Source organism: Bacillus sp. DWP3-1 (assembly GCF_049896565.1).
In the GTDB taxonomy this organism is placed as follows: domain Bacteria; phylum Bacillota; class Bacilli; order Bacillales; family Bacillaceae; genus Bacillus.
Genome location: NZ_JAFCUN010000005.1, coordinates 162,993 through 184,948 on the forward strand (window position 1 = coordinate 162,993; position 21,956 = coordinate 184,948).

At 36.7% G+C, this 21,956-nt stretch carries 24 protein-coding genes and 1 pseudogene; 24 read left to right on the forward strand and 1 reads right to left on the reverse strand.

Going from position 1 to position 21,956, the window contains the following annotated elements; translation table 11 throughout:
• The first annotated feature begins 15 nt into the window (after window positions 1-15).
• The 18 genes from ACP7A0_RS12590 (at window position 16) to ACP7A0_RS12675 (ending at window position 13,709) form a co-directional block, all read left to right on the forward strand.
• A complete protein-coding gene (locus ACP7A0_RS12590) occupies window positions 16-141 on the forward strand; it encodes a hypothetical protein (protein WP_260856995.1) in 126 nt (41 codons plus the stop codon).
• Window positions 142-3,768 carry a tape measure protein gene (locus ACP7A0_RS12595; RefSeq protein WP_426005359.1) on the forward strand — a complete coding sequence of 1,209 codons (3,627 nt, stop codon included), beginning with the start codon at window positions 142-144 and terminating at the stop codon, window positions 3,766-3,768.
• A complete protein-coding gene (locus ACP7A0_RS12600; protein WP_426005361.1) occupies window positions 3,768-4,313 on the forward strand; it encodes a LysM peptidoglycan-binding domain-containing protein in 546 nt (181 codons plus the stop codon). Before ACP7A0_RS12595 ends, ACP7A0_RS12600 begins: the two co-directional genes overlap by 1 nt.
• A gap of 10 nt (window positions 4,314-4,323) precedes the next feature.
• Window positions 4,324-4,674 (forward strand): phage baseplate plug family protein, encoded by a 351-nt coding sequence (locus tag ACP7A0_RS12605; RefSeq protein ID WP_426005363.1) that lies wholly within the window; start codon window positions 4,324-4,326, stop codon window positions 4,672-4,674.
• Entirely contained in the window at window positions 4,661-5,656 is a 996-nt protein-coding gene (locus ACP7A0_RS12610; RefSeq protein WP_426005365.1) for a phage protein, read from the forward strand. Before ACP7A0_RS12605 ends, ACP7A0_RS12610 begins: the two co-directional genes overlap by 14 nt.
• Window positions 5,656-6,000 (forward strand): Gp138 family membrane-puncturing spike protein, encoded by a 345-nt coding sequence (locus ACP7A0_RS12615; protein WP_426005367.1) that lies wholly within the window; start codon window positions 5,656-5,658, stop codon window positions 5,998-6,000. Before ACP7A0_RS12610 ends, ACP7A0_RS12615 begins: the two co-directional genes overlap by 1 nt.
• Complete coding sequence (locus tag ACP7A0_RS12620; protein ID WP_426005369.1) at window positions 5,997-6,359, forward strand: DUF2634 domain-containing protein; 363 nt, start codon at window positions 5,997-5,999, stop codon at window positions 6,357-6,359. The genes ACP7A0_RS12615 and ACP7A0_RS12620 overlap by 4 nt, the downstream gene beginning before the upstream one ends.
• The gene (locus ACP7A0_RS12625; protein WP_426005371.1) at window positions 6,346-7,524 is read left to right on the forward strand and encodes a baseplate J/gp47 family protein; all 1,179 of its coding nucleotides are present in this window, start codon (window positions 6,346-6,348) and stop codon (window positions 7,522-7,524) included. The genes ACP7A0_RS12620 and ACP7A0_RS12625 overlap by 14 nt, the downstream gene beginning before the upstream one ends.
• Entirely contained in the window at window positions 7,521-8,150 is a 630-nt protein-coding gene (locus ACP7A0_RS12630) for a hypothetical protein (RefSeq protein WP_426005373.1), read from the forward strand. Before ACP7A0_RS12625 ends, ACP7A0_RS12630 begins: the two co-directional genes overlap by 4 nt.
• A gap of 14 nt (window positions 8,151-8,164) precedes the next feature.
• The gene (locus ACP7A0_RS12635) at window positions 8,165-9,187 is read left to right on the forward strand and encodes a hypothetical protein (protein ID WP_426005375.1); all 1,023 of its coding nucleotides are present in this window, start codon (window positions 8,165-8,167) and stop codon (window positions 9,185-9,187) included.
• 5 nt (window positions 9,188-9,192) lie between these two features.
• Window positions 9,193-9,567, forward strand: a complete 375-nt coding sequence (locus tag ACP7A0_RS12640) for a hypothetical protein (protein WP_426005377.1) — start codon at window positions 9,193-9,195, stop codon at window positions 9,565-9,567.
• Window positions 9,564-9,707 carry an XkdX family protein gene (locus ACP7A0_RS12645; protein ID WP_008361281.1) on the forward strand — a complete coding sequence of 48 codons (144 nt, stop codon included), beginning with the start codon at window positions 9,564-9,566 and terminating at the stop codon, window positions 9,705-9,707. Before ACP7A0_RS12640 ends, ACP7A0_RS12645 begins: the two co-directional genes overlap by 4 nt.
• A 61-nt stretch (window positions 9,708-9,768) precedes the next feature.
• Window positions 9,769-9,981 (forward strand): BhlA/UviB family holin-like peptide, encoded by a 213-nt coding sequence (locus tag ACP7A0_RS12650; RefSeq protein ID WP_034620157.1) that lies wholly within the window; start codon window positions 9,769-9,771, stop codon window positions 9,979-9,981.
• 19 nt (window positions 9,982-10,000) lie between these two features.
• Window positions 10,001-10,264 carry a phage holin gene (locus tag ACP7A0_RS12655; protein ID WP_426005379.1) on the forward strand — a complete coding sequence of 88 codons (264 nt, stop codon included), beginning with the start codon at window positions 10,001-10,003 and terminating at the stop codon, window positions 10,262-10,264.
• A 56-nt stretch (window positions 10,265-10,320) separates the two neighbouring features.
• Window positions 10,321-11,139: a M15 family metallopeptidase gene (locus ACP7A0_RS12660; protein ID WP_426005381.1), complete on the forward strand. Its 819-nt coding sequence runs from the start codon at window positions 10,321-10,323 to the stop codon at window positions 11,137-11,139.
• A 422-nt stretch (window positions 11,140-11,561) separates the two neighbouring features.
• Entirely contained in the window at window positions 11,562-11,807 is a 246-nt protein-coding gene (locus tag ACP7A0_RS12665; RefSeq protein WP_426005383.1) for a helix-turn-helix domain-containing protein, read from the forward strand.
• A 163-nt stretch (window positions 11,808-11,970) separates the two neighbouring features.
• Window positions 11,971-12,306, forward strand: a complete 336-nt coding sequence (locus tag ACP7A0_RS12670; RefSeq protein ID WP_426005385.1) for a hypothetical protein — start codon at window positions 11,971-11,973, stop codon at window positions 12,304-12,306.
• Window positions 12,303-13,709, forward strand: coding sequence for an ImmA/IrrE family metallo-endopeptidase (locus tag ACP7A0_RS12675; RefSeq protein WP_426005387.1), 1,407 nt, complete (start codon window positions 12,303-12,305; stop codon window positions 13,707-13,709). The genes ACP7A0_RS12670 and ACP7A0_RS12675 overlap by 4 nt, the downstream gene beginning before the upstream one ends.
• A gap of 23 nt (window positions 13,710-13,732) precedes the next feature.
• Here the strand turns inward: ACP7A0_RS12675 and ACP7A0_RS12680 are convergent, their stop codons facing one another.
• Complete coding sequence (locus ACP7A0_RS12680; RefSeq protein WP_426005389.1) at window positions 13,733-13,921, reverse strand: hypothetical protein; 189 nt, start codon at window positions 13,919-13,921, stop codon at window positions 13,733-13,735.
• A gap of 819 nt (window positions 13,922-14,740) precedes the next feature.
• Between ACP7A0_RS12680 and ACP7A0_RS12685 the strand changes: the two genes are divergently transcribed.
• The 6 genes and pseudogenes from ACP7A0_RS12685 (at window position 14,741) to ACP7A0_RS12710 (ending at window position 21,914) form a co-directional block, all read left to right on the forward strand.
• Window positions 14,741-16,351 (forward strand): ATP-dependent nuclease, encoded by a 1,611-nt coding sequence (locus ACP7A0_RS12685; protein ID WP_375567028.1) that lies wholly within the window; start codon window positions 14,741-14,743, stop codon window positions 16,349-16,351.
• A complete protein-coding gene (locus ACP7A0_RS12690) occupies window positions 16,335-17,405 on the forward strand; it encodes a UvrD-helicase domain-containing protein (RefSeq protein WP_375567029.1) in 1,071 nt (356 codons plus the stop codon). Before ACP7A0_RS12685 ends, ACP7A0_RS12690 begins: the two co-directional genes overlap by 17 nt.
• Window positions 17,406-17,438: 33 nt before the next feature.
• The gene (locus tag ACP7A0_RS12695; protein WP_066031197.1) at window positions 17,439-18,233 is read left to right on the forward strand and encodes a hypothetical protein; all 795 of its coding nucleotides are present in this window, start codon (window positions 17,439-17,441) and stop codon (window positions 18,231-18,233) included.
• 43 nt (window positions 18,234-18,276) lie between these two features.
• A complete protein-coding gene (locus ACP7A0_RS12700; protein WP_375567031.1) occupies window positions 18,277-19,713 on the forward strand; it encodes a hypothetical protein in 1,437 nt (478 codons plus the stop codon).
• 700 nt (window positions 19,714-20,413) lie between these two features.
• Window positions 20,414-20,524 (forward strand): annotated as a pseudogene (locus ACP7A0_RS12705) (TetR/AcrR family transcriptional regulator); the annotation flags it as partial.
• 418 nt (window positions 20,525-20,942) lie between these two features.
• The gene (locus tag ACP7A0_RS12710) at window positions 20,943-21,914 is read left to right on the forward strand and encodes a tRNA dihydrouridine synthase (protein WP_060595718.1); all 972 of its coding nucleotides are present in this window, start codon (window positions 20,943-20,945) and stop codon (window positions 21,912-21,914) included.
• The last annotated feature ends 42 nt before the right edge of the window (window positions 21,915-21,956 follow it).

The following is a 21,956-nucleotide window of genomic DNA, read 5'->3' on the forward strand; positions in this document are numbered from 1 at the left end:
ATGTGGCGGCTAGTGATGGAGCGAGTGATCAGTTTTGACGTTGCTAGATATATGACACCTGACGAGATCGCCGAAGCTAATGCCGCCCTTGATCTCTATATTGATGCGAAGAACAAAGCAAATCAGAAAGGAGGTAAATAAATGTCCCAACCTTTGAGGACCACTGCCATAGAGTTAAAACTCATTGCTAACTCGAAACCATTGCAACAAATGAATACTCAAGTAAATAGTATGCTCAGTAGCATTCAGGGAGTAGACCGACCAATACAAGCAATGAGTAATGGCCTTAACAATACTAGTCAGATTGCAGCAGGAGCAACTAGACAACTAAGGCTTGCTAACGGGCAGGTTGTAAACCTTTCACGTGGAATGAGAACGGCGAGTCAAAGTGTCACCTCAACAAACACCAATATTAATACAGCAAGCCGCAGTATAATGCGTTTCAATAGATCCACTGATACAAGCGCAAGAACCATTCGGGTGGCAAATAGTCAATTGTCCGCAATGAGAAATAGAATTGCAGAGACTACAACAAATACAACTTCTTTTACTCAACAAGTGAACCATATGGGCGGTCAAGTGGGTGGACAGTTCCAACAGATGGCACAAGGTGCATCTAGGTTAGGTGGAGACTTTGGAAGAATGCCCTCATCAGTTAGCTCTATGTCTAGAAGTATTGCAAACAGTGTTAAAACTGGAATTACAGCACCATTCAGAGAAGCTAAAACAGCAGTACAAGGCTATGCAGGAGCGTTAGGGCTGTTATCAGGAGGAGCTCTAGCCGCAACAGGTATGGGGCGTTTATCTGCTATTGAGCAGGCTAAAACCTCCTTATCTGTTCTGATGGGTGATGCGAAGAAGGCGCAAAGCTTTCTTGATGACATGCTAACCTTTGCGAAAACAACACCATATGCCTTTACTGACATCGCAAATAGCGGTAGAAACCTTATTGCTTTTGGTATGAATGTTAAGAATGTAATACCAACAATGCAAGCTGTTGGGGATGCCGCTGCCGCAAGTGGTAAAGGTGCCGAAGGATTCAGGCAGATCAGTGATGCCTTTGGAGCAATGCAGGTATCAGGTACCTTATCTATGGAAGAGATGAACCGTCTCATGGATGCTGGTATTCCTGCGCTTAAGATACTGGCAAACGAAACAGGTCAAGATGTTATAGATCTGAAAAAGGTCATTTCTAAAGGTGGTTTTGAGAGTGAAGAAGCCATCGCTGCGCTTGTAAAAGGAATGCAGAAAGGGACCAAAGGAGCAGCGGGCGAAACAGCAGCAATGGCTGGTATCATGAAAGATTCAAAAGATACGTGGGTCGGATCTGTTGATAGTATGAAATCATCTATCAGCTCGACAATGGCAAAGATCATGGAGCCTGCAAAGCCTCATATTCAAGCTGCAATGGGATGGTTTTCTACTCAATTTAGTAAATTGCCTGATGTTATTTTTGGCATTGGCAAAGTAATGCAACCAGTTTTCAATACGATTGGCTCTATATTTAAAAATATATCAGGTCCAGCCCAAACCGCTAAACAAGCGATTATGGGTGTATTTGGCGTTATGCAAGGTAAAGGTACAGGAGATCGGTTAGAAGGTTACGGCATATTGTCACAGCTGTTTCCTCCAAGTACGGTAGATATGATTGTGGGAGTAACGGATAAAGTGAAATCGGTTTTTGATACAGTTAAATCCTCCATTGCTAGCGTATCTCCTTATGTGCATGCATTCATTATTAGTTTTATTTCAACAATGAAAAGCATGGCGCCGGTGTTTAGTACGATTTTCAACGGATTATTGTCTGCCGTTCAATTTATCGCGCCATACATAGGGCAAGCATTGGGCGGAGTGTTTAGCTTTTTGGCGTCCGTGGGAAATCAAGTGTCGGCATTTTGGAAAGAAAATGGATCACAAATAGTTCAATCTTTGCAAAACGTCTTCGGTATTTTACAAAAGGTCTTTGTATTTTTAATGCCTGTAATCCTCTATATTGTTCAATCTGTGTGGGGAAACATCAAAGGTGTTATTACTGGTGCGCTTAACATCATAATGGGTGTTGTTAAAATCTTCACAGGCTTATTCACAGGAGATTTCGGAAAGATGTGGGAAGGAGTAAAGCAACTCTTTTTCGGTGCTATTGAATTTATATGGAATGGCATACAACTACTTTTCATAGGTCGCTTATTAAAAGGCGTTTTAGGATTGGCGAACGGAATAAGAGCACTTGTATCAGGAATGTGGACAAGTGTCAAAAGCTTTTTCATGAATGGTGCAACACATGCTTCGAATGCTGTTGTGAATATGGGACGTTTAATTATAAGGGGTTGGAGCTTTGTAAAAAGCAATGTCAGTAGATTGGCTGGAGCATTATGGGACATTGTTAAAAAGAAATTTGGCGACATGGTTGCTGGCGCAAAAGCTTTACCTGGGAAGATTGGTCAAGGTATTAAATCAATGGCATCTAAAGCAGTTAGTGGAGTTAAAAGTCTTGGGAATATGCTAGCTGGAGCACTGGCAACCGCTGTGAACGGAGTGACAGGCGGTATAAACTGGGTGCTGAGACAGATTGGCATGAAAGATGTGCAAATCCCAAAATGGACCCCTCCAAAATATGCGAATGGTACAAACGGACATCCGGGTGGTCCTGCAATTTTAGGGGATGGTGGTGGACCTGAATTATATAAAACGCCGTCCGGCCATGTTGGGTTATCCCCGGGAACTGACACGCTGATGAACTTGCCAAAAGGAACACAGGTATTATCACATAAGCAAACGCTTGAAACTCTCGGAAATGTCCCGATGTATGGCGATGGAACAAAGGGAAACAAAAAAGGAAATGGATGGCTTGGTAAAGCTGTTGAGGGAGCAAAAAACGTTGTTGGAAAAGTGAAAAGCGCTGCTTTTGATGTGTGGGATTATATTTCTAATCCTACAAAGCTTATGAACAAAGCCTTTGAGATGTTTGGTGGGAAAGTACCTTCATTAGCTGGAGGTTTTGGTGATATAGCAAAGGGTTTATTCACTAAAGTAAAAGATGGCGCAATGAGCTGGGGAAAGAAAAAGATTGAGAGCTTCGGCGGTATGTTTGGCGGCGGTGGATCTGCTGCCGTAAAAAAATGGGTAGCTCAAGCTATTTCAATTAAAGGAATTAGTCCTAGCTATGCCGGGGCCTTACAAACCGTCGCGATGAAAGAGTCTGGCGGAAATCCAAATGTAGTAAACAATTGGGATAGCAACGCAAAAGCGGGGCACCCGTCACAAGGGCTTATGCAGTTTATCCCTTCAACATTCGCTGCATACAAAGAACCGGGTTACGGCAATATCAAAAATCCAGTACACCAAATTGTTGCCGCGATTAACTATCTTAATAGAAGATACGGCGGGATCTATAACCATCCGGGCTTAAAATCAATGGCGCGCGGTGGTCCATATAAGGGTTATGCAAAAGGTGGCCGTATCATTGGTGATCAATGGGCAATGGTTGGAGAGCAGGGTCCAGAGCTTATGCGTTTGTCTGGCGGGTCAACAATTTACAACAACCGTAGAACAAACAGCATGTTAAGTGACGCAGCTTACACACCTTCATCTAGTTCGACAACATATTCTAATTCTTCAAACAGCAATAGTTTTTCACCGACAGTTTATGTCCAAGTTTCTGGAGGTACTTCAACAGGCAGTGAGAGCATTAAACAAGCGGTTCAAGAAGCTCTTAAAGAAACGTGGGAGAAACTGAATCCAATGTATGCGCCAGAGGGGGAATATTGATGGCGAAGCTAGGGAAAATCAAAATAGTGAACGAAAAAGAGTCGGACAATCCCGAAGTAGAAGTGACATCATACCCTGTTGAAAAAGGTATTCCTATAACTGATCATGTACAACGAAAACCCGAAATCACTTCAATTTCGGGTTTTTTGCTTGGCAAAAATCCAAACAAAGACTTTGCATATCTAAAAAAGCAGATGTATGCGGGAAAATTAATGAATTACACAGGGCGAAAAGTTGCAAAAAACGTAGTCATTACCAATCTATCCCGCGATATTGGGGAGTACAAAAATGGTTTTGCTATCTCGGTTGAATTACAAGAAATCCGTATTGCAAAAAGTCCATTTGTAAAAAAGAAAGTGAAAGCAGCAGGGAAAAAGAAGAAATCAAATACGAAGAAAAGCAAAGCTGTCTATCACAAAGTGAAGAAAGGCGAAACATACAGCCACATGAGAATGTGGTACGGTACTAGCCTGTCACAGCTTAGAAAGTGGAATAAGTACCCTGACCGCCGCATTCCTATAGGGGTCAAATTACGGGTGAAGTAGGGGGAGCAAAATGGCAACGAGAGACTATATTCCAATTGATATAGAAGACATTCCGCAACAGTTTGAGATCGACTTAGCTGACAGCACATTTGTTTTTCAAATCAATTATAACGATACGGATGACAGTTATTCTATCGACCTTTATGACATGGATATGGATCCAATTGTACTAGGTGAGAAAATGATCTTAAATGTGCCGTTATGGGATGACATTATAGATGATCGTTTGCCGGCTCCTTCGTTAGTACCGTTAGACGAATCAAATACAGAAACTCGGCTTTCATCAGAAAACTTCATGAAAACTGTGTTTCTGTATATTGACGATGTTGGCGAGGAAGGTGAGGAAGATGGCGACGAATAATAATAAGCTGTTATTTGGTCGGATTGTAAAAGTGACGATTGATAACGGTTCTTATAAAGGAACCTTTGATTATAAAGATTTAGAAGTGAGATTTGAAGTTCCGTTCGATGATGATGCGAAACCAAATGAAACAAAGGTTGAGATTTTCAATCTAAGTAGCAGCACTATCAACAAAATTAAAAAAGGCGCTACTATGACCGTACAGGCGGGGTATAAAAGTGACTTTGGGGTATTAGCCATCGGAAAGGTTACAAAGGTACTGACGAAGCGTACAGGGGTCGATAAAATCACTTCAATTTTCATGAAAGAGGGAGACGATTACTCTCATATTAAGGTTGATCAAAATACCGCTGATGCTCCTGTGAAATATTACGTCAACAAGCGGTATAAACTGAAGAAACCATTAAAGGTTGAAACGAAAAAAATCTACAAGTTGAAATCAGGTAAGACTTCTGTCCGCAAAAGCACACGAACGATTAAGTACAAAACAGTCCGTGAGGCGAAATACAGAAAACAATCTATGAAAATCACCTTTAAAAAAGGAACAACAGCCCGCACGATTATAAAGCGTTTGATCCGCATTCTTGATATAAAACTTGCGAAGTTGTCTTTGCCTAGAAATAAGGTATACAAAAAAGGCTACACCGTAACTGGGTCAATAGAAAAAAAGCTAGAAGAAGTTGTACATGATTGTGGTGCTTCTTTGTATTACAGGCGCGGCCGTCTTGTTATCAGATCCATTACAGAAGGGGATGATGAGCGGTTTGAATTGAAAGAATCAACAGGTTTGCTTGACTCTCCTGAAGCGTTTGAGGATGAAAAGTTGAAAGGGTACTCGGTTAAATGCTTATTGCAGCACCGCATAACCACCGCTTCAATTATTATCATTAAGAGCAAAACGGCCAACGGAAAGTATCGTGTTAAAAAGGGTAAGCATGTGTTTGATGGGAACGATTTTTACACAGAAGCGGATGTGATCTAATGGCGTCAGATACGAATTTTTTCGATAATCTTATAAAAGGGATCAAGCATTCTATTCATGTTTGCGCTCCTGGTAGGGTCGTTTCTTACGATGCTGTCAGTCATACGGCAGATGTAAAACCGCTCTTTATGACGGCTGACGACGACACTTTATATGAACAACCATTGATACAAGACGCCCTTGTGTTAAAGCATGTCGAGCCAGATATGAAGGTTGGAGCGATGGTATTCCTATCATTTGCAGATAGGGCGCTTGATAATTTAACAAACAGACCTTTTGATCCCGATAGCACCCGAACACACGATATAACGGATGCTGTAGTGATTGGAGTGTATGACGGATGAAAACTTTAAAACTGGTTAATGGTGATATTAATTTCAAAGATGGGGAACTAGAAATGATCGAAGGCGATGAAGAGCTTGCACAAGCTGTAGAAATGATCTTGAAAACAAGTTTAGGAGAGTTTGAACTAGATGAGTTTTTAGGAGTCGAGCGTGAAAATCTTCTCGGTAAAAATCTTGATGAAGAAGAAGCTCAATATGACATTATTGAGGCAATAGCTCAAGAAGAACGCATTGCCACAGTAGAAGATATAGAATTTCAGTTTGATCGAAAAGCACGCTCCAGTCGTATCAAACTAAAATTGATCAAAGAAGAAGACGGCCAAGAGTTACAGTTAGGGGGTGTTGATGTTGTTGAATGAAAATGGCTTCCAGCGAAAAACATATTCAGACATTGTAGACGAAATGGAAGATAAGGCAAAGGAACAGTTCGGGGAGGATGTAAATACATCAAGTCGCACACCTCTTGGAATCATCTTTAGAATCATTGCGTGGTTTCTAGCAGGCGTTTGGGACATAGCTGAAAGAGTATATAACAGCGGCTTTGTTAGCAAATCTGAGGGAGTGCAGCTTGATAGACTTGGAAATAACAACGGCATTTCAAGAGAGCCGGCAAGTGAATCTTATGCGACGCTTGAAATTGAAGGTGAGCCGGGTCACATCATTGAAGAAGAAACCCAGTTTGCAACGGAATCTGATATTTATTTTGAGGTGCTTGAGGAAGCAATAATTGATAATAACGGGAAAGCTTTAGTTGAGGTCATATCAGTCGATAAAGGAGCAATGAACAACGTTGCAGCTGATACAATCACTGTACAAGCTGAACCAACGGAAAACATCAAAACTGTGACCAATCCAGAAGCGGCCGCCGGCGGTTCCGATATTGAAATAGATTCGGAGTATCGTACACGAATTAAAAGATCAGTAGAAGGCAGTTCCGCATCTACACACAGCGGGGTCATTGCGGCACTGATAAAAACATCTGGGGTCCGTTCAGCTAATGTGGTGATGAATAACACAATGGAAGTAGATGCTGACGGTAATCCACCGAAAAGTATTCATGCGTATGTACTTGGCGGTATAAAAGAAAATGTGGCTGATTCACTTTTTAATAGTGTAGCGGCAGGCATTGAAACAGTAGGTAATCAATCTGTTGTCATTACTGATTTAAGCGGCATTGATCATCAAGTCAATTTTGATTTCGCTCAAGAGGTCAAAATCTATGTCCGTCTTGAATTAAAGACAAATGCATCATTCCCCATTGATGGGGATGATCTGATCAAGAATAATGTTGTATATAAAATTGGTGGTGTGGACAAATCGGGATCTTCATTCACTGGATCTCAAATGGGTGACGATGTTATCTTGTCTCAACTATATAATGCTGTGTATCAAGTGGCCGGTGTTGATGATGTTGTCATCAAGATCGGAAAAAGTTCTGATACTCTCAGCCAGTCAAACATCGAAATTGAGCCTAAGCAAGTGGCGCAAGTTCTCTTCTCGGAAATCGAGGTGGTACATGTATGATTAAGGACTTAATCAGCAAGCTGACCGATGCTTTTCAGAAAGATGAGAAGAGCAACATCGGAAAGCTTTTTTTAATTGTAGATAAACAACTTACCGCAGTGAGGAAGACGCTGGCAACCGCAGAAAAATGGCGTGATTTAGATAACGCAAAAGGTCGCGGTCTGGATCTAATAGGTGACAACGTTGCACAAAATAGAGGCAGGGCCACAGACGAAATATATCGGGTCTTGATCCGTGGCAAAGTAGCACGGAACATTTCTGATGGAACAACAAATCGTATTATAGAAGCACTTGCCAAGACTTTGAATTGTGCATATGAAGAGATTAATATTTACACAGTGAAGGAAGATAACGAAGATGAGCCTGCTGCCATCATTGTGAAAAAGGCACCGCTTGAAGCACTTAATAAAGTTGGCATGTCTGCCACGCAATTTTCATCTATTGTGCAAAAAACTGTAGCAGCTGGTGTACGGGTGGCCTATATCAATCTTAATGGAACATTTAGTTTTTCATCTATTCCTGATGAAATCGAGACAAGCCAATTCGGGTTTTCATCTGATGGTACTGATGGTGGGACATTAGGTGGCATCTTTGAACCAGAGGATGATTATCCACTACCAATCTAATAAGGAGGGAAAGCATGGCTTTTACAAAGGAGTTACCACAATGGGACAATGCAGGTCAAAAGCCTCCACAAAGTAAAATTAGCGAGGGCTTTAAACCACTAGATCATCCGCCTGCCGATTGGTTCAACTGGTATATGAATGGAACCTATGAGGCTTTAAAGGAATTACAAAGTGGAGCGGCAACAACAACTGAAGTTACAGCAGCTTTAAAAGTTTTATCGAATGAAATAGCGGCACATTCTAACGCGAAAAATAATCCACATGCTGTCACGAAATCACAAGTCGGGTTAGATAATGTCGAAAATATTAAGCAGGCTTCAAAAATTGATTTTGATAATCATGTTGGCGATAAAAAATTACACACTTCTGAAGTTGAAAAAAACAAATGGAATAATGGTCAGTTATATAGGCTTACTCCAAACGATGGTAGAGTTGCAAGGGTTCCAAATGGTACCGATATATTCAAATTACCGACAGGTCCATACATGGGAGCTCAATTGTTGAATGCACCAGTAGACAATGATACGAGTTTCTATTACATCGATGTGTTGGAGACAGCCTATGAACAAAACGAAGTAGTATATAAACGTATTATCGTTACAAGATCATTTGATAACATAACTTGGATTGGTACATTCCATGCTCAAGGTTTCAAAGGGTGGGAGAGGATTATAACCAGCGGAGATGCAAAACTCAATTGGAAGTACCCCACGATCGAAAACGGATGGAAAACATATAAGTCTGAAGTCAATAATGATTATCGGGTTCGCGTTGGAAAAGATGCGATGGGAAATGTAACTGTTAAGGGCGCAATTGCCGGAGGAACATTAGGTGATGTTCCAGCGTTTATGTTACCGAAAGGATGCGAACCAGATTCTCCTTTCTATAATCTTGGGGTCGCATCAAGCACCGGTGGATTTAAAGGACCTCAAAAGAGTAGACAATATATCGCAACCGATGGACGTTTCTGCATACAAGATACATCCAGCAATACTGAGTTCATTGTAGTAAATTGCATGTTTAAGGCAAAGGAGTGAACCATATGAAACCTATATACGCCTATGATGAAAATTTCAAGTATATACGGGGCGCAGATTCAGAAATCCCTAATGATGCGGAAGTTCCAGAGGGGTTTACAGACGTTCAACCCCAAGACGGGTTATATTCAGCAGAATACGATCCCACAAGCAAAACATGGAGCGAGTCGGCAACCCAGGAGTACATTGATAGCTTACAAATAGAGCAACCGCCGTATGATATTGATTTACTAAAACAGCAAAATGCGGTTTTAACAAAACAATTGAGCCAGCTTTCAAAGGAATCAGCTGCAGCCAAACTGCGTGAAGCACAAATGGCGAAACAATTGGCTCAACTCATGACAGAGATTCAGCAATTAAAGGGTGGTGAAAAATCATGATATATCCAACAGTTGCGGATATAAAGCAGTTCTGGGACTGGAAGTGTTATGGCCCAGAGGATATTGCCTTTTATGTAGAAATCGGTTGGATTAACAAAGAAGACTATCAAGAAATAACGGGAGAACAGTACGAAGCCTAAAGGGGCTTTTTATTTTGCCTTCTTTAAGGGGGGTGATCAAGTGAGGGAGTAGGTGATTATGGTGGAAATGGATTTGGCTCAATATTTGATGACACAAGGACCCTTTGCGGTTCTTTTTTGTTGGGTGCTGTTTTATGTATTGAACACGACAAAAGAGCGTGAGAACAAACTCAATGAACAAATCGAAGCGCAAAATGATGTGTTAGCAAAGTTTAGTGAGAAGTACGACGTTGTCATTGATAAGCTCGATAAAATCGAAAGAAATCTAAAATAAAAGAAATGGGGAATTGAATATGAAAAACTTTGACAAAGGCACTGTGATCCGCACGGTGCTTCTTTTAATTGCTTTTATTAATCAAACGCTTGTGATGTTTGGACAGACGGCGTTGCCGATTAGTGAGGAGCAAGTACAAACCGCTGGTGAGTCACTATATGTAGCAGGTTCCACCATTTTTACGATAGTTACAGCCATTATCGCATGGTTTAAAAACAACTATGTGACATCTAAAGGGCAGCTTCAGAAAGAAACATTGAAACAAAAAGGATTAACAAAATAAGAGCTGCCCCAGGCGGCTTTTTTTGTTTTTAAAAATGAATTCAGAGGAGAATGAACATGGCTGAAAAAATTGGATTGCAAACTCTTATAGATCGTTCGGTTAGGAATATGGGTGCTGGCATTCACAGTGTTGTAAAAGTAAGTGCAATTGAAATGATCAAGCGAGCTTATAAAGAAGGCATCTATGTACAGATTACTTCTGGCTACCGTTCGTTTGCAGAACAAAACAAGCTTTACGCTCAAGGTCGTACCGCTCCTGGGAAGATTGTTACCAATGCTAAGGGTGGTCAATCAAATCACAACTATGGTTTAGCGATTGATTACGTTCTATTAAGTGCGGATGGAAAAAAAGCGCTTTGGACAGTTAACGAGAAATGGCGCCGAGTAGCGCAAATCGGTAAATCACTAGGGTTTTCATGGGGGGGAGACTGGAAGAGCTTTAAAGATTACCCACACCTTGAAATGATGGGCGGTTTGACTTTATCACAGCTTCAAGCGGGTAAGCGTCCTGTCTTAGTGTCATTACTTTCAAATAAAGTTTCTGCAAAACCAATCAAGACAACGCCGGTTAAATCATCACCATCAAAAAGCACAGTTAAGCCTAAAACAACTTCTAAAAAGACATATAACCTACCTGCTGGCATTCTAAAAGTTACAAAGCCTCTTACGAAGGGAGCGGGAGTAAAAGCCGTACAGGAAGCCCTAGCCGCTCTTTTCTTCTATCCTGAAAAGGGAGCAAAAAACAACGGCGTTGATGGCTATTACGGACCGAAAACAGCGGATGCAGTGAAACGGTTCCAGCTTATGCATGGGCTTGTTGCTGACGGCATTTATGGACCGAAAACAAAGAAAGCAATTGAAAAAGCATTGAAATAAAAGCGAAAAAACCTCTCTAAAAGGGAGGTCTTTTTTTGTCTAAACTATAGACATAAGTCTATAGTTATAGTATAATAAATATAGGAGGTGAGGAAATGCTAGACAACATGATAAAAGTCCTTCAAATCATCTTTTACGTTGCATCTATAGCGTGGATTGCCCAACAATCACACGACGCAAACAAAGATAATAAGAAGGACTAACACTGGGGAAGCGAGTTAATCGCTCGCTTCTCAATATAATTATAACCAGTCTAGCATATAATATGAACCAAAAACAATTGATCTTCTTTATGATCCTCTTGAGCGCAGCTTCAATTGTAACGCGTTCAATATGGACAAATACTTTCACAACGGTAAGCATGGCGGCTTTAATACTTGCAACGCTTTTTGTAATCATCAAAGACGTAAGGAGAAAATAACATGGAATATCATTTGAAGAACCGTCAGCAAGTTGAGGACTTCATGAAAAACGAGGTCCTCACCTCATCAGAAGCACAGGAGATTTTAAAGATAAACAAGCAGCGTATGAGTCAATTAATAAATAATGATCGAATACAGCCGATAAAAAGAGTGGGGAAAACGACTTTGTTTTTAAAATCAGATATTGTTCTGCTAAAAAAAGACTTGGAAGAAGGCCGAAAAAAATTCCGTCCTTATGAAGAATGATTAAGTAAATATTTAAGTATTCAAGCATATACTGAAAAACAGATGTATAAATAATGGGAAAATGGAGAGTACTGTGCCTAGACAAAAGAAACATTTTCACCTATTATTAAATGGATAAACTTATGATTATGGCACACAAATGATGTTAAGGTGGTGCATTGAAATGAAAAAGATTATAACTGAAAAAGTTAAACGATTAAGAGAAAATCTACACCTTAGAGAAACATACATGGCAGATTTACTTGAAGTAGAATTAAGTGAATATGTAATGTTTGAAGCGGGCTATTTGGATTTAAATAGTGATCGAATCGCTCTCTTGTCTAAAGCTCTAGGGGTTAAAGAGCAATATTTATATGTAGAAGAAGTAGAAGATACACAAGTCTTAGCAAGAACAGATGATGAGGAAATCACTGATAATGACAAAAGACAAATAGCTGAATTTAAAAATTTCCAGAGGAAATTGGGAAAAAAAAGAGATAAGGAGCTAGTCCTCAATTGATTACTGATGCAATTAAAGAATTAAGAGATGGCTATTCTCAGTACGGATATTCAGCTGAAAAACTCGCCAATAACGTTTTAAAAATATATTTTAAAGACGATCCCCCAAAGTTCCCTATTAACATATTTAAAATGTTAAAGGATTTTGGGGTTTTTTATGAGTTTAGAGACTTAGACAAGTTAGAAGGCGTATATTCACCAGAAAGTGAAGATTTAGCAGCACCAGCAGCTGTGCTTATTAACAAAAATCGTCCTTATGCAAGACAAAGGTTTACTACGGCACATGAACTTTGTCATCATATTAAAGATTATGACCAAGATGTGTTATGTCCTAAGAATAGTAAGGACCCAATTGAGCAATTTGCTAATAATTTTGCGTCTAGATTACTAATGCCAAAGAAATACTTCATTATAGAAGCGGATAAACTTGCTAATGAAGATGGCTATGTAGATCCCTTTGATGCTTTTTCTCTGTGTCATATTTTTGGTACAAGCTATCAATCTGTTATGTGGACTCTATATAAGTTTGGTAAATTATCTTTTGAATTAAAAAAAAGTTTTTTTTCGACAGTTCGGGTAACAGAAAAGTTAGGGGAAATAGGTCACAAAGATTTTTTACGAAGTATAATAGATGACTATGAATACTTTCCTTCAGAGAAAAATACTCATTTATGGTTGAAAATTCAACATGAGTTAGTTTTTAATGATAGCAGATTGGAAGGGTTAGATGTCAATTTAGAAGAAGTTGCTGAGTTGCTTACAGATTTTAGGCTTAAAGGTAAGGGAAGCAAATACTATGAGAGGTTTAAAGAAGGGGATCGCGGTGAGGTTATAGGTCATAGTTTCATGTATGATTATATTAAAAGAAAAAATTTCAGCGAAGTCCCAGACCGCTTTTCACTTTTAGAATTACATAAAACCTTGTTTTGTCTATCTCCACATGCAGATGATATGGGGGTATTCAGAAAAATTGATAATATGATTTCTGGTGCAAGCATACAAACTTCTCCATACTATAGACTAGAACAAGATATACATCTTATTTGTAAAGACATTGAAGGTATTTTGAATATAAAAGATAATTTGTCAATTTCAGATTATGTGTCAAAAGTTACTGTGATTCATCATGAATTGACAAAAGTTCATCCTTTTGAAGACGGTAATGGAAGGATTATTCGAGCTTTTTCAAATTGGTTATTAAAATTGAAAAACTTACCACCAATATATATTCCATACGAAGCGAAATCAGAATATGTCGATGCTCTTCAAATGGCTGATGAAAATTTTGATTTTGAAAAATTGGATGCATTTTTTTATCAGCGTTTGTTAGAATCATTTATAATATTAAATGAGGAATTCTCATTAATTTTTGATGAGGATTACGAACTTCAACAAACTAATTAAAGCCTAAGAGTTATTAGGCTTTTTTATATTATCCATTCCTTCTTATCCTTATCCCAAGTCAATTCTTTACGGGATACAAGGTTCTTAACCGCCTTACGAATCGTCGGCTCATCCTTCCCTGTTTTTCTTTTAAGGTCATCCATTGTTGGGTTCTTACGAAACCGGCTCATATTATAAATGATTCGATATATCTTTCTTTCGAGATCAGTCATATCATCACCACCAAGAACATTTTAACAGAATGTTTGTTCGGTGTCTAAGTGTGGTGTATAATTAAAGTATACGGTTTACCCGCGGAAACGGGATTTAAAAAATTCGTATATTTCAATGATTAACTTCTTATATTACTCACAACTTGGCCGCCCAAAAGGACGGCTTTTTTTGACCACTGACCACAAAATTGACCACATTTGATCTAAAAGTTTGCGAAAGTTTGCGAACGTATATTCTCCTACATGATTATTAAGATATTAATTTATACCGGTTGCGAAAGTCGAAAAATATTGACGAGGAAGATGTTTAATACGAGTCATGTGGAGTGCTGTGCGTTACTTGAACTAGTTGACAAATCCTAAGTTAAACATGTTTTTTACATGTATAATACTCGGATGTGGCTTTGGAATACTAACTTGATATTTGTTTAAACATAAAAAGCAGACGGTTTAGAAGTGCGATAATGCACCTTTAATGGCCGTCTGCCCCATGAAAAATAGATTGTTAAAAAGAGGTGGTCCCCAAAGAACCTAAGAAATCGTTAAACAAAAAGGCAAAAAGTAAATAAATAAGTAGTTATACTTAAAGATTAACACAGACTTTTTCTTATTCGAATTACTGGATTGACTCCACATGCATCATTTTTTAACCCTACCATCGAAAACCTCCTGAAAATTAAATGAAATTTTAGAAAGTCATCCAAATTGGTCTACCTATATCTGATATAATTTATTTTCAGATTATTGTAAAATTTGTTAATGATTATTCTTTTAGGTGATATAATAGTGATTATGTTTAGATTAAGTTGAGGTGCTCATATGATTAATAAATTGAAAATCAAGAACTACAAATCTTACGAAGACTTTGAATTAAATTTAAATCCTGATTTAAATATTATCATTGGAGATAATGAAACTGGTAAATCAACATTATTAGAAGCTATAAATTTAGCTTTGACAGGTCAATTGAATAACAGGCTGCTTCACAACGAATTAAGTCCATATCTGTTTAACATTAATAGCGTAAGAACGTATTTACAGCAATTATTAACAAATCCACAAGCCGAATTACCTAAAATCAATGTTGAATTATATTTTGATAACCTAAACAACATATACAGTGAATTAAAAGGGACAAATAACTTATTAAGAATTGATACTCCAGGGGTCTCTATAAGCGTTGAATTTGATTCAACATACCAAGCTGAGTACGAAGCTTATATTCAAGATGTAAGTACAATTAAAACGTTACCAATTGAATATTACAAAGTAGTTTGGCGATCTTTTGCTGGGAATAGTCTAACTTCAAGAAGTATACCTGCCAGATCGACATTAATAGATACATCCACTTCGAAATATCAAAATGGTACAGATATATACCTGCACAAAATTTTAAATGACTCCTTAGAACCTTCACAACGCACTGAATTAACTGTTCATTATAGAAAGTTAAAAGAAACGTTTTCAGAAAACCAATCCATTTCAACAATAAATAAAAACTTAAATGAAAAGAAGGGAGATATTACTGATAAAAATTTAAATGTATCGGTCGATATCTCGAACAAATCTAATTGGGACAAAATTATTACTGCATATTTAGATGAAGTTCCATTTGATTACATAGGGAAAGGCGAACAAAGTGCTATTAAAATGAAATTAGCATTAGAAGCAAATACAGATGTAGAAGCGGTAGTCTTAATTGAAGAGCCAGAAAATCATTTATCACTTTCAAATTTAAATAAATTATTAAACGTAATCAAAACTAAGAATAAAAGTAAACAATTAATAATTACAACGCATAGTAGTTTTATTTTAAATAAATTAGACATTGGAAAGATGATTTTACTATCAAACGATAAGGAAATTACAACATTCAATGATCTTGAAGAGGAAACTAGAGAGTTCTTTATTAGGTTGCCTGGATATGATACGCTGCGCCTTGTTTTAAGCCGAAAAGTTATTTTAGTAGAGGGGCCATCTGAAGATTTAATAGTACAAAGAGCCTACAAAGATTTATATGGGAAATTACCTTTAGAAGATGGTGTGGATGTATTTTGTATAGATGGTTTGTCCTTTAAAAGGTTTATAGAGATATCCGCTAACCTTCAAAAAGAAATAACGATAATTACAGATAATGATGGAAACATTGAACAAAATATTCATAAGAAGTACGAAGAATATTCATCAAATAATTTAGTGAAAATCTACTATGGTTCAGATGAAACGCTAAAAACACTTGAGCCAAATATTGTTGAGGCCAACGAACAAAATCTATCGGTAATTAAAGAGATTTTAGCTCATCCTGAATACACAGATGAACGTTTGTTAGAGTATATGCTAAACAATAAAACAAAGTATGCATTAAAGATATTTGAATCTGACCAAATTATTCAAATGCCGAGGTATATATTAGATGCAATTGAAGAATAAAGTAATTGTCGCAGCTGCTGGTTCCGGAAAAACAACATATATAGTGAAAGAAGCTCTTAATAATACTCCCAAAAAGACTTTGATTGTTACATATACTAATAAGAATCGTGAAGAGATTGAGAAAAAAATTATAGAGTTAAATGGATTTATACCAAATCATATTATGGTGAAAAGCTGGTATACATTTTTATTATCCGACTTAATAAGACCATATCAAAATTTCATTTATGAAGAATTTATAGAAGGTGTATATTTCCCTGCAGGACCTATTAATAGATTTGCAACGAAAACTAACATTAAGGCTTATTTTTTAAATGCAAAAAATGAAGTTAACAAGGATAGACTTTCTGAATTAGCAGAGTTAATTGCGCAAAATACTGAGTATAAGAATATTAATCGTATTAGCGAATTATATAACTCTATTTTTATAGATGAAGTACAAGATATGGCAGGCTATGATTTAGAGATATTTAATTTTTTAATGCATTCTACTATAAATGTATTATTTGTAGGTGATATTAGACAAGCAACTTATGCAACAAATAATACTAATAAGAACAAAAAATATAAAGGCATAAATATTATTGATTACTTTATAGAAAGAACAAACATCTGTGAGGTTGATCAGAGTTTAAATATTAGCCACAGATGCAATCAGTTGATATGTGATTTCGCTGATAGTTTATTCGAGGGTATGGCTAGTACGGTATCAACAAATGAAGAACGAACTGGACACGATGGCGTATTTATTGTTCATCCAAATAATCTGGAAGAGTATATTCAAAGATATAATCCACAGTGTTTAAGATACGACGCTAGAACGGTCTTACCCAAAGCGATTAATTTTGGGGATTCAAAAGGTTTAACATTTGATAGGGTGCTTATAAAACCTACGATTAAGATGGAAAAGTATATGGAATCTGGGGAGTTAGATTTAGATGAAACTACTTTAGCTAAATTTTATGTTGCTCTAACAAGGGCTAAATATAGTGTAGGAATTATTAGTGCAACTGAAAAAGTTAAGATAAAAGACATTTGTCATTTTAAGGAATAAAGCATTTTAAATAATTACGATAAAGGTGATATAATGGCCAAACCTAAAAGCTTTGAAGAATTTTATTATAGTAAGACGGGTAGGACCTGTAATGTTAAAGATGTAGTGGATTATTCAAAAAAAAATCATGGTAATTACACTCCTTTTGAAGGGGCTATGTTTTGTCCAGAGTGCGAAAAAGCAGAATTGTTTTTAGTGAGAGAAACGTCTGGTAAAAGAGCGCATTTAAAAAAGAAACCGTCATCTTCTCATGACGATACTTGCTCATATATATACGAATATGCTTCTAAGACAACGATTCAAAATTATGTTAAAGGATTAACTAATGGTCAAATTCAAGATAAGTTAAATTCTATTATGCATATGTTATTTAAAGTGAAAAATCAAAAATCTAATATCTTAATTAAAAACAATATCTCTAATAGTAAAAACAACTCTAGTCCAATGTTAATCCCTGAAGTAAAAAAAGATGTTATTGAGTTAAAATCACTCAGAAGAAAAAGCTTATCGAGTTGGATTGATGAGTCTGATGGAACGAATCTTTATTTATTTTATGGGGAAGTAAAATTAGAGGTAGTTGAAAAAGAAAAAGTAAATGATGGTGGGGAAAGTTACAAATATTATCTATTAAAGTTATGGACTTTGAATAAACTTGGGCAATGGAAATATAGAACACAAATTTACAGAGGGGGAAATAAAGACGTAGTTGATATTAATAAAGTACATAGAGTTGCAATGATAGGTAATCTTAATTTTAAATGGAAACGTTGGCAAATTGATTTAATTAATCAATCTGCTATACGTATAGAACATATGAAAATAATGTAAGAAAATTCCGAGTGGAATTTATAAATGCTATAAGAGGTGACTTTTGGAAGGATATATATTACAACCAGATGTTTTAACAAATGGTGCTATTACAAGAATCATTGAAAATGCTTGGAAAAATAATAATGAGATAAATCGAAAAGATTTAATAGAAATTCATAAAGCATTACTCGCATCTAATGTTTTTGATGAAATTGCAGAATCTATATCTTTTCCTATGGATAAGACAATAGACACTGAGGAAAAATTATTAGAGGGCTTGAAAATTGCTATAGGCGCAGCGTCACATAAAAAAAATAAACAAGTTACGTTATTTGATGAACCAGGTATAATTTTAAAAGATGGGATTTATGGTGCTGCTTTTGGAAAATACAAATATATATACCGTTGTAAAGGAATAAGAATTTATTGGTTTAGTACAGGAGCTATAGAATATCATCTTGTTTATGCAACTATAGACGAAAATGGATTTTCTTATCATACAGGAAATCAGGACGGATGGAATGTTTACAATGATGAAATTGAAGACTTCTCTAGTAGTCCGATGGAAGAAGCTTTAGGCAATGGAAAGATATTAATTTCAAATCTTATAGGAATTAAAGCAAAATTCTCACGTGACTATGCTATAGAATATCTATTAATACCACCTGATGTAGAGAAACTATCTAGTTTTTCTATTCAAGTAAGGGAGGAGATTTGGAATTCAATAATTGAGTTAATGAAGGACTTGGCTGTAAATTCTAATGAAGAAAAAAGTAATCTTTTAAAATATGTATTAGATTTTATAGATTCTATTAATATTTCTCCAGCGGCTTACCATATAATTTCTTTATTTGATTTTTATAGAGAAAACCAATCATCAATTAATCAAAATGAATTTATAAAGTTATTTTCATTAATAAGAGAACAAAGTCAACCTACCACTAATCAAATAGCTAATGTGGATTTTAATACATTGATACGTAACATAGATACGATAAAAGCAGGCCGTGATTCAGCTAATCAATATCATAATTTAATTTTTGAATGTTTAAACGGAATTTTTCAAGAAAGTTTAAAAAGAGGTAAAAAAGAGGTGATTCAACATGAAGGAAGGAAAAGAATAGATATCGTTTTCGATAACTTTGACACAGAAGGATTTTTTGGACATATAAGAGATAGATATAAAATATTTTGTCCTAAAATATTCATAGAATGCAAAAATTACACTAATGATCCTACAAATCCAGAAATTGACCAATTATTAGGTAGATTAGGAGAAACAACAGGAAAGTTTGGTATATTAGTATGCCGAAAAGTTGATAATATAGAATTACTTATAAAGCGTTGTAAAGACTCAATGAATAGGGACAGAAAGTATATCTTATTTCTTGATGATAATGATATAAAAACTTTATTAACCTTAAAATCAGATAAGAATGAAGAAGGAATTGTTGATTATTTATTTGGTAAATGGGATCGGTTAGTTTTAGATAGTTGAAAGTTTCGAAGATATTTATTTTGGCTAAGTATAGATTTTGTAATTTCTACTACATACTCTTATTTTGCCTATCATCAGCACTTACCACATGTAGAATGTGTGACCTCTTTATCTCTTAAATAATAAGGGATAAAGAGCCATTATCCTTTTTGACCTTAACCTCAAATTTTCATATAAATACCGAATTTAGCTTTAATTTTCGGCATTACGAGGGAGTAAAAGTTACCAATCTGAATGACCAAGACGTTCTATATGTATGATGCCAATCATGAATGCGTATTCTGGTAGAGCTGATTCTTTAGTCGCTCTATTGTCACTTAAAGTACGAGGATAAATTGGTCTGCCATCTTGTCTGTCTGTAAAAAATAAGATCTTAATCCTCATGTAACGATCTTAAACTTATATTCAGCATCCGTTCTCTTGTCTGCAATTGATTTTATCCTTTTCGGCCAATTGAATATCATCTCTTTAATTCCTTTTAATTCCTTTTAATTCCAGTGATAATACCAATTTTGACCATGGACATTCCTCTTGAAATTATTTTGGATGACTCTTTTTTTCGTTTTGCTGTTCAAATATGCAATACATTATATTTGCTTTAAATTTAAATCTGAAGTCATATGAATAATTATCAATAATAATAGTCCGATGAGTTTGATATACAACACATATCATATGGAAAAGTAGGAGGGGTAGCGAAGTGACTCAATCAAAAACGGACACCCGAGTTCTACGCACTCGTAAATTAATTATGGATTCTTTCATAGAACTTTCAAGGAAAAAGGAATTTAAGGATATTATCATAAAGAATTAACGTCATAAGCTATGATTAAGGTGCTTCTGTAGAATTGAGAAGGAGTAGTAATCAGTATCGTCTGTTGCAATTATCTAAACCGCCGTCACTTATATTCTTTCTGACATTAAGGTCAGATAACGAATAGATATTTGTTGGAAGGTGCGACGAGTTAAGGTTATAAGTATAATTCGACTGAAAAAAACATCCTGATTTCGAGGTTTTCACGAAATTAGGATGTTTTTTTGTAGTCTTTAGTCATAAAACCAATATTTTAATGATCAAATCAGCATTAAACCCTACTTCATCACCAAATTTCCTCTTTTGCAATTTTGCCCGGTTCATATTAAAGTATATAATGATAAAAATTGTTGAATGACTTTATAGAAGGACATGCCCTTTAAGGCGCTATGTCATGAGAGGAATTGGATGAAAGATGAGTAAAAATTTCTGGCGTGATTTACCACGGCCATTTTTTATATTAGCACCAATGGAAGAAGTGACAGATGTTGTGTTTCGTCATGTTGTGAGTGAGGCGGCGAGACCTGATGTGTTTTTTACAGAGTTCACGAACAGCGAGAGCTATTGCCATCCGGATGGGATTCAAAGTGTGAAAGGGCGTTTAACGTTTACAGAGGATGAACAGCCGATTGTTGCTCATATTTGGGGAGACAAGCCTGAGAACTTTAGACAAATGAGCATTGGAATGGCGGAGTTAGGATTTCAGGGGCTTGATATTAATATGGGCTGTCCTGTCCCGAATGTCACACAAAATGGGAAGGGCAGTGGATTGATTCTACGCCCAGATGTTGCGGCAGAGCTGATTCAAGCGGCAAAAGCTGGGGGACTGCCTGTCAGTGTGAAAACAAGACTTGGTTTTACAGAAATCGATGAATGGCGCGATTGGCTTAGACACATTTTGGAGCAAGACATTGTGAACTTATCGATCCATCTTCGTACTAGAAAGGAAATGAGCCAGGTGGATGCGCATTGGGAGCTTATTCCTGAGATTATAAAACTGCGTGATGAAGTAGCACCTGATACTCTTTTGACCATCAATGGTGATATTCCTGATCGTCAAACGGGCTTAAAGCTCGCTGAGCAGTATGGAGTGGACGGAGTGATGATTGGGCGCGGGATTTTCCATAATCCATTTGCCTTTGAAAAAGAACAGAAGGAGCATACGAGTGATGAGCTGCTAGGCCTTTTAAGGTTGCATCTTGATCTACATGATCAATATTCATCACTAGGCTTGCGTCCATTCAAGGCACTGCACCGTTTCTTTAAGATTTATGTGAAAGGATTCAGAGGAGCGAGTTTCCTAAGAAATCAATTAATGAACACATCATCAACAGATGAAGTGCGTGCAATGCTGGATGAATTTGAAGCGAGAAATAAAGAACAATAACGATTGAAAAGAGGAGGAGAAGCCCTTCTCTTTTTTCTATGA

Bases quoted from the DNA above. Each gene is read 5' to 3' on its own strand.
- ACP7A0_RS12590 (WP_260856995.1), top strand. From the start codon at position 16: ATGGAGCGAGTGATCAGTTTTGACGTTGCTAGATATATGACACCTGAC.
- ACP7A0_RS12595 (WP_426005359.1), top strand. From the start codon at position 142: ATGTCCCAACCTTTGAGGACCACTGCCATAGAGTTAAAACTCATTGCT.
- ACP7A0_RS12600 (WP_426005361.1), top strand. From the start codon at position 3,768: ATGGCGAAGCTAGGGAAAATCAAAATAGTGAACGAAAAAGAGTCGGAC.
- ACP7A0_RS12605 (WP_426005363.1), top strand. From the start codon at position 4,324: ATGGCAACGAGAGACTATATTCCAATTGATATAGAAGACATTCCGCAA.
- ACP7A0_RS12610 (WP_426005365.1), top strand. From the start codon at position 4,661: ATGGCGACGAATAATAATAAGCTGTTATTTGGTCGGATTGTAAAAGTG.
- ACP7A0_RS12615 (WP_426005367.1), top strand. From the start codon at position 5,656: ATGGCGTCAGATACGAATTTTTTCGATAATCTTATAAAAGGGATCAAG.
- ACP7A0_RS12620 (WP_426005369.1), top strand. From the start codon at position 5,997: ATGAAAACTTTAAAACTGGTTAATGGTGATATTAATTTCAAAGATGGG.
- ACP7A0_RS12625 (WP_426005371.1), top strand. From the start codon at position 6,346: ATGTTGTTGAATGAAAATGGCTTCCAGCGAAAAACATATTCAGACATT.
- ACP7A0_RS12630 (WP_426005373.1), top strand. From the start codon at position 7,521: ATGATTAAGGACTTAATCAGCAAGCTGACCGATGCTTTTCAGAAAGAT.
- ACP7A0_RS12635 (WP_426005375.1), top strand. From the start codon at position 8,165: ATGGCTTTTACAAAGGAGTTACCACAATGGGACAATGCAGGTCAAAAG.
- ACP7A0_RS12640 (WP_426005377.1), top strand. From the start codon at position 9,193: ATGAAACCTATATACGCCTATGATGAAAATTTCAAGTATATACGGGGC.
- ACP7A0_RS12645 (WP_008361281.1), top strand. From the start codon at position 9,564: ATGATATATCCAACAGTTGCGGATATAAAGCAGTTCTGGGACTGGAAG.
- ACP7A0_RS12655 (WP_426005379.1), top strand. From the start codon at position 10,001: ATGAAAAACTTTGACAAAGGCACTGTGATCCGCACGGTGCTTCTTTTA.
- ACP7A0_RS12660 (WP_426005381.1), top strand. From the start codon at position 10,321: ATGGCTGAAAAAATTGGATTGCAAACTCTTATAGATCGTTCGGTTAGG.
- ACP7A0_RS12665 (WP_426005383.1), top strand. From the start codon at position 11,562: ATGGAATATCATTTGAAGAACCGTCAGCAAGTTGAGGACTTCATGAAA.
- ACP7A0_RS12670 (WP_426005385.1), top strand. From the start codon at position 11,971: ATGAAAAAGATTATAACTGAAAAAGTTAAACGATTAAGAGAAAATCTA.
- ACP7A0_RS12680 (WP_426005389.1), bottom strand. From the start codon at position 13,921: ATGACTGATCTCGAAAGAAAGATATATCGAATCATTTATAATATGAGC.
- ACP7A0_RS12685 (WP_375567028.1), top strand. From the start codon at position 14,741: ATGATTAATAAATTGAAAATCAAGAACTACAAATCTTACGAAGACTTT.
- ACP7A0_RS12690 (WP_375567029.1), top strand. From the start codon at position 16,335: ATGCAATTGAAGAATAAAGTAATTGTCGCAGCTGCTGGTTCCGGAAAA.
- ACP7A0_RS12695 (WP_066031197.1), top strand. From the start codon at position 17,439: ATGGCCAAACCTAAAAGCTTTGAAGAATTTTATTATAGTAAGACGGGT.
- ACP7A0_RS12710 (WP_060595718.1), top strand. From the start codon at position 20,943: ATGAGTAAAAATTTCTGGCGTGATTTACCACGGCCATTTTTTATATTA.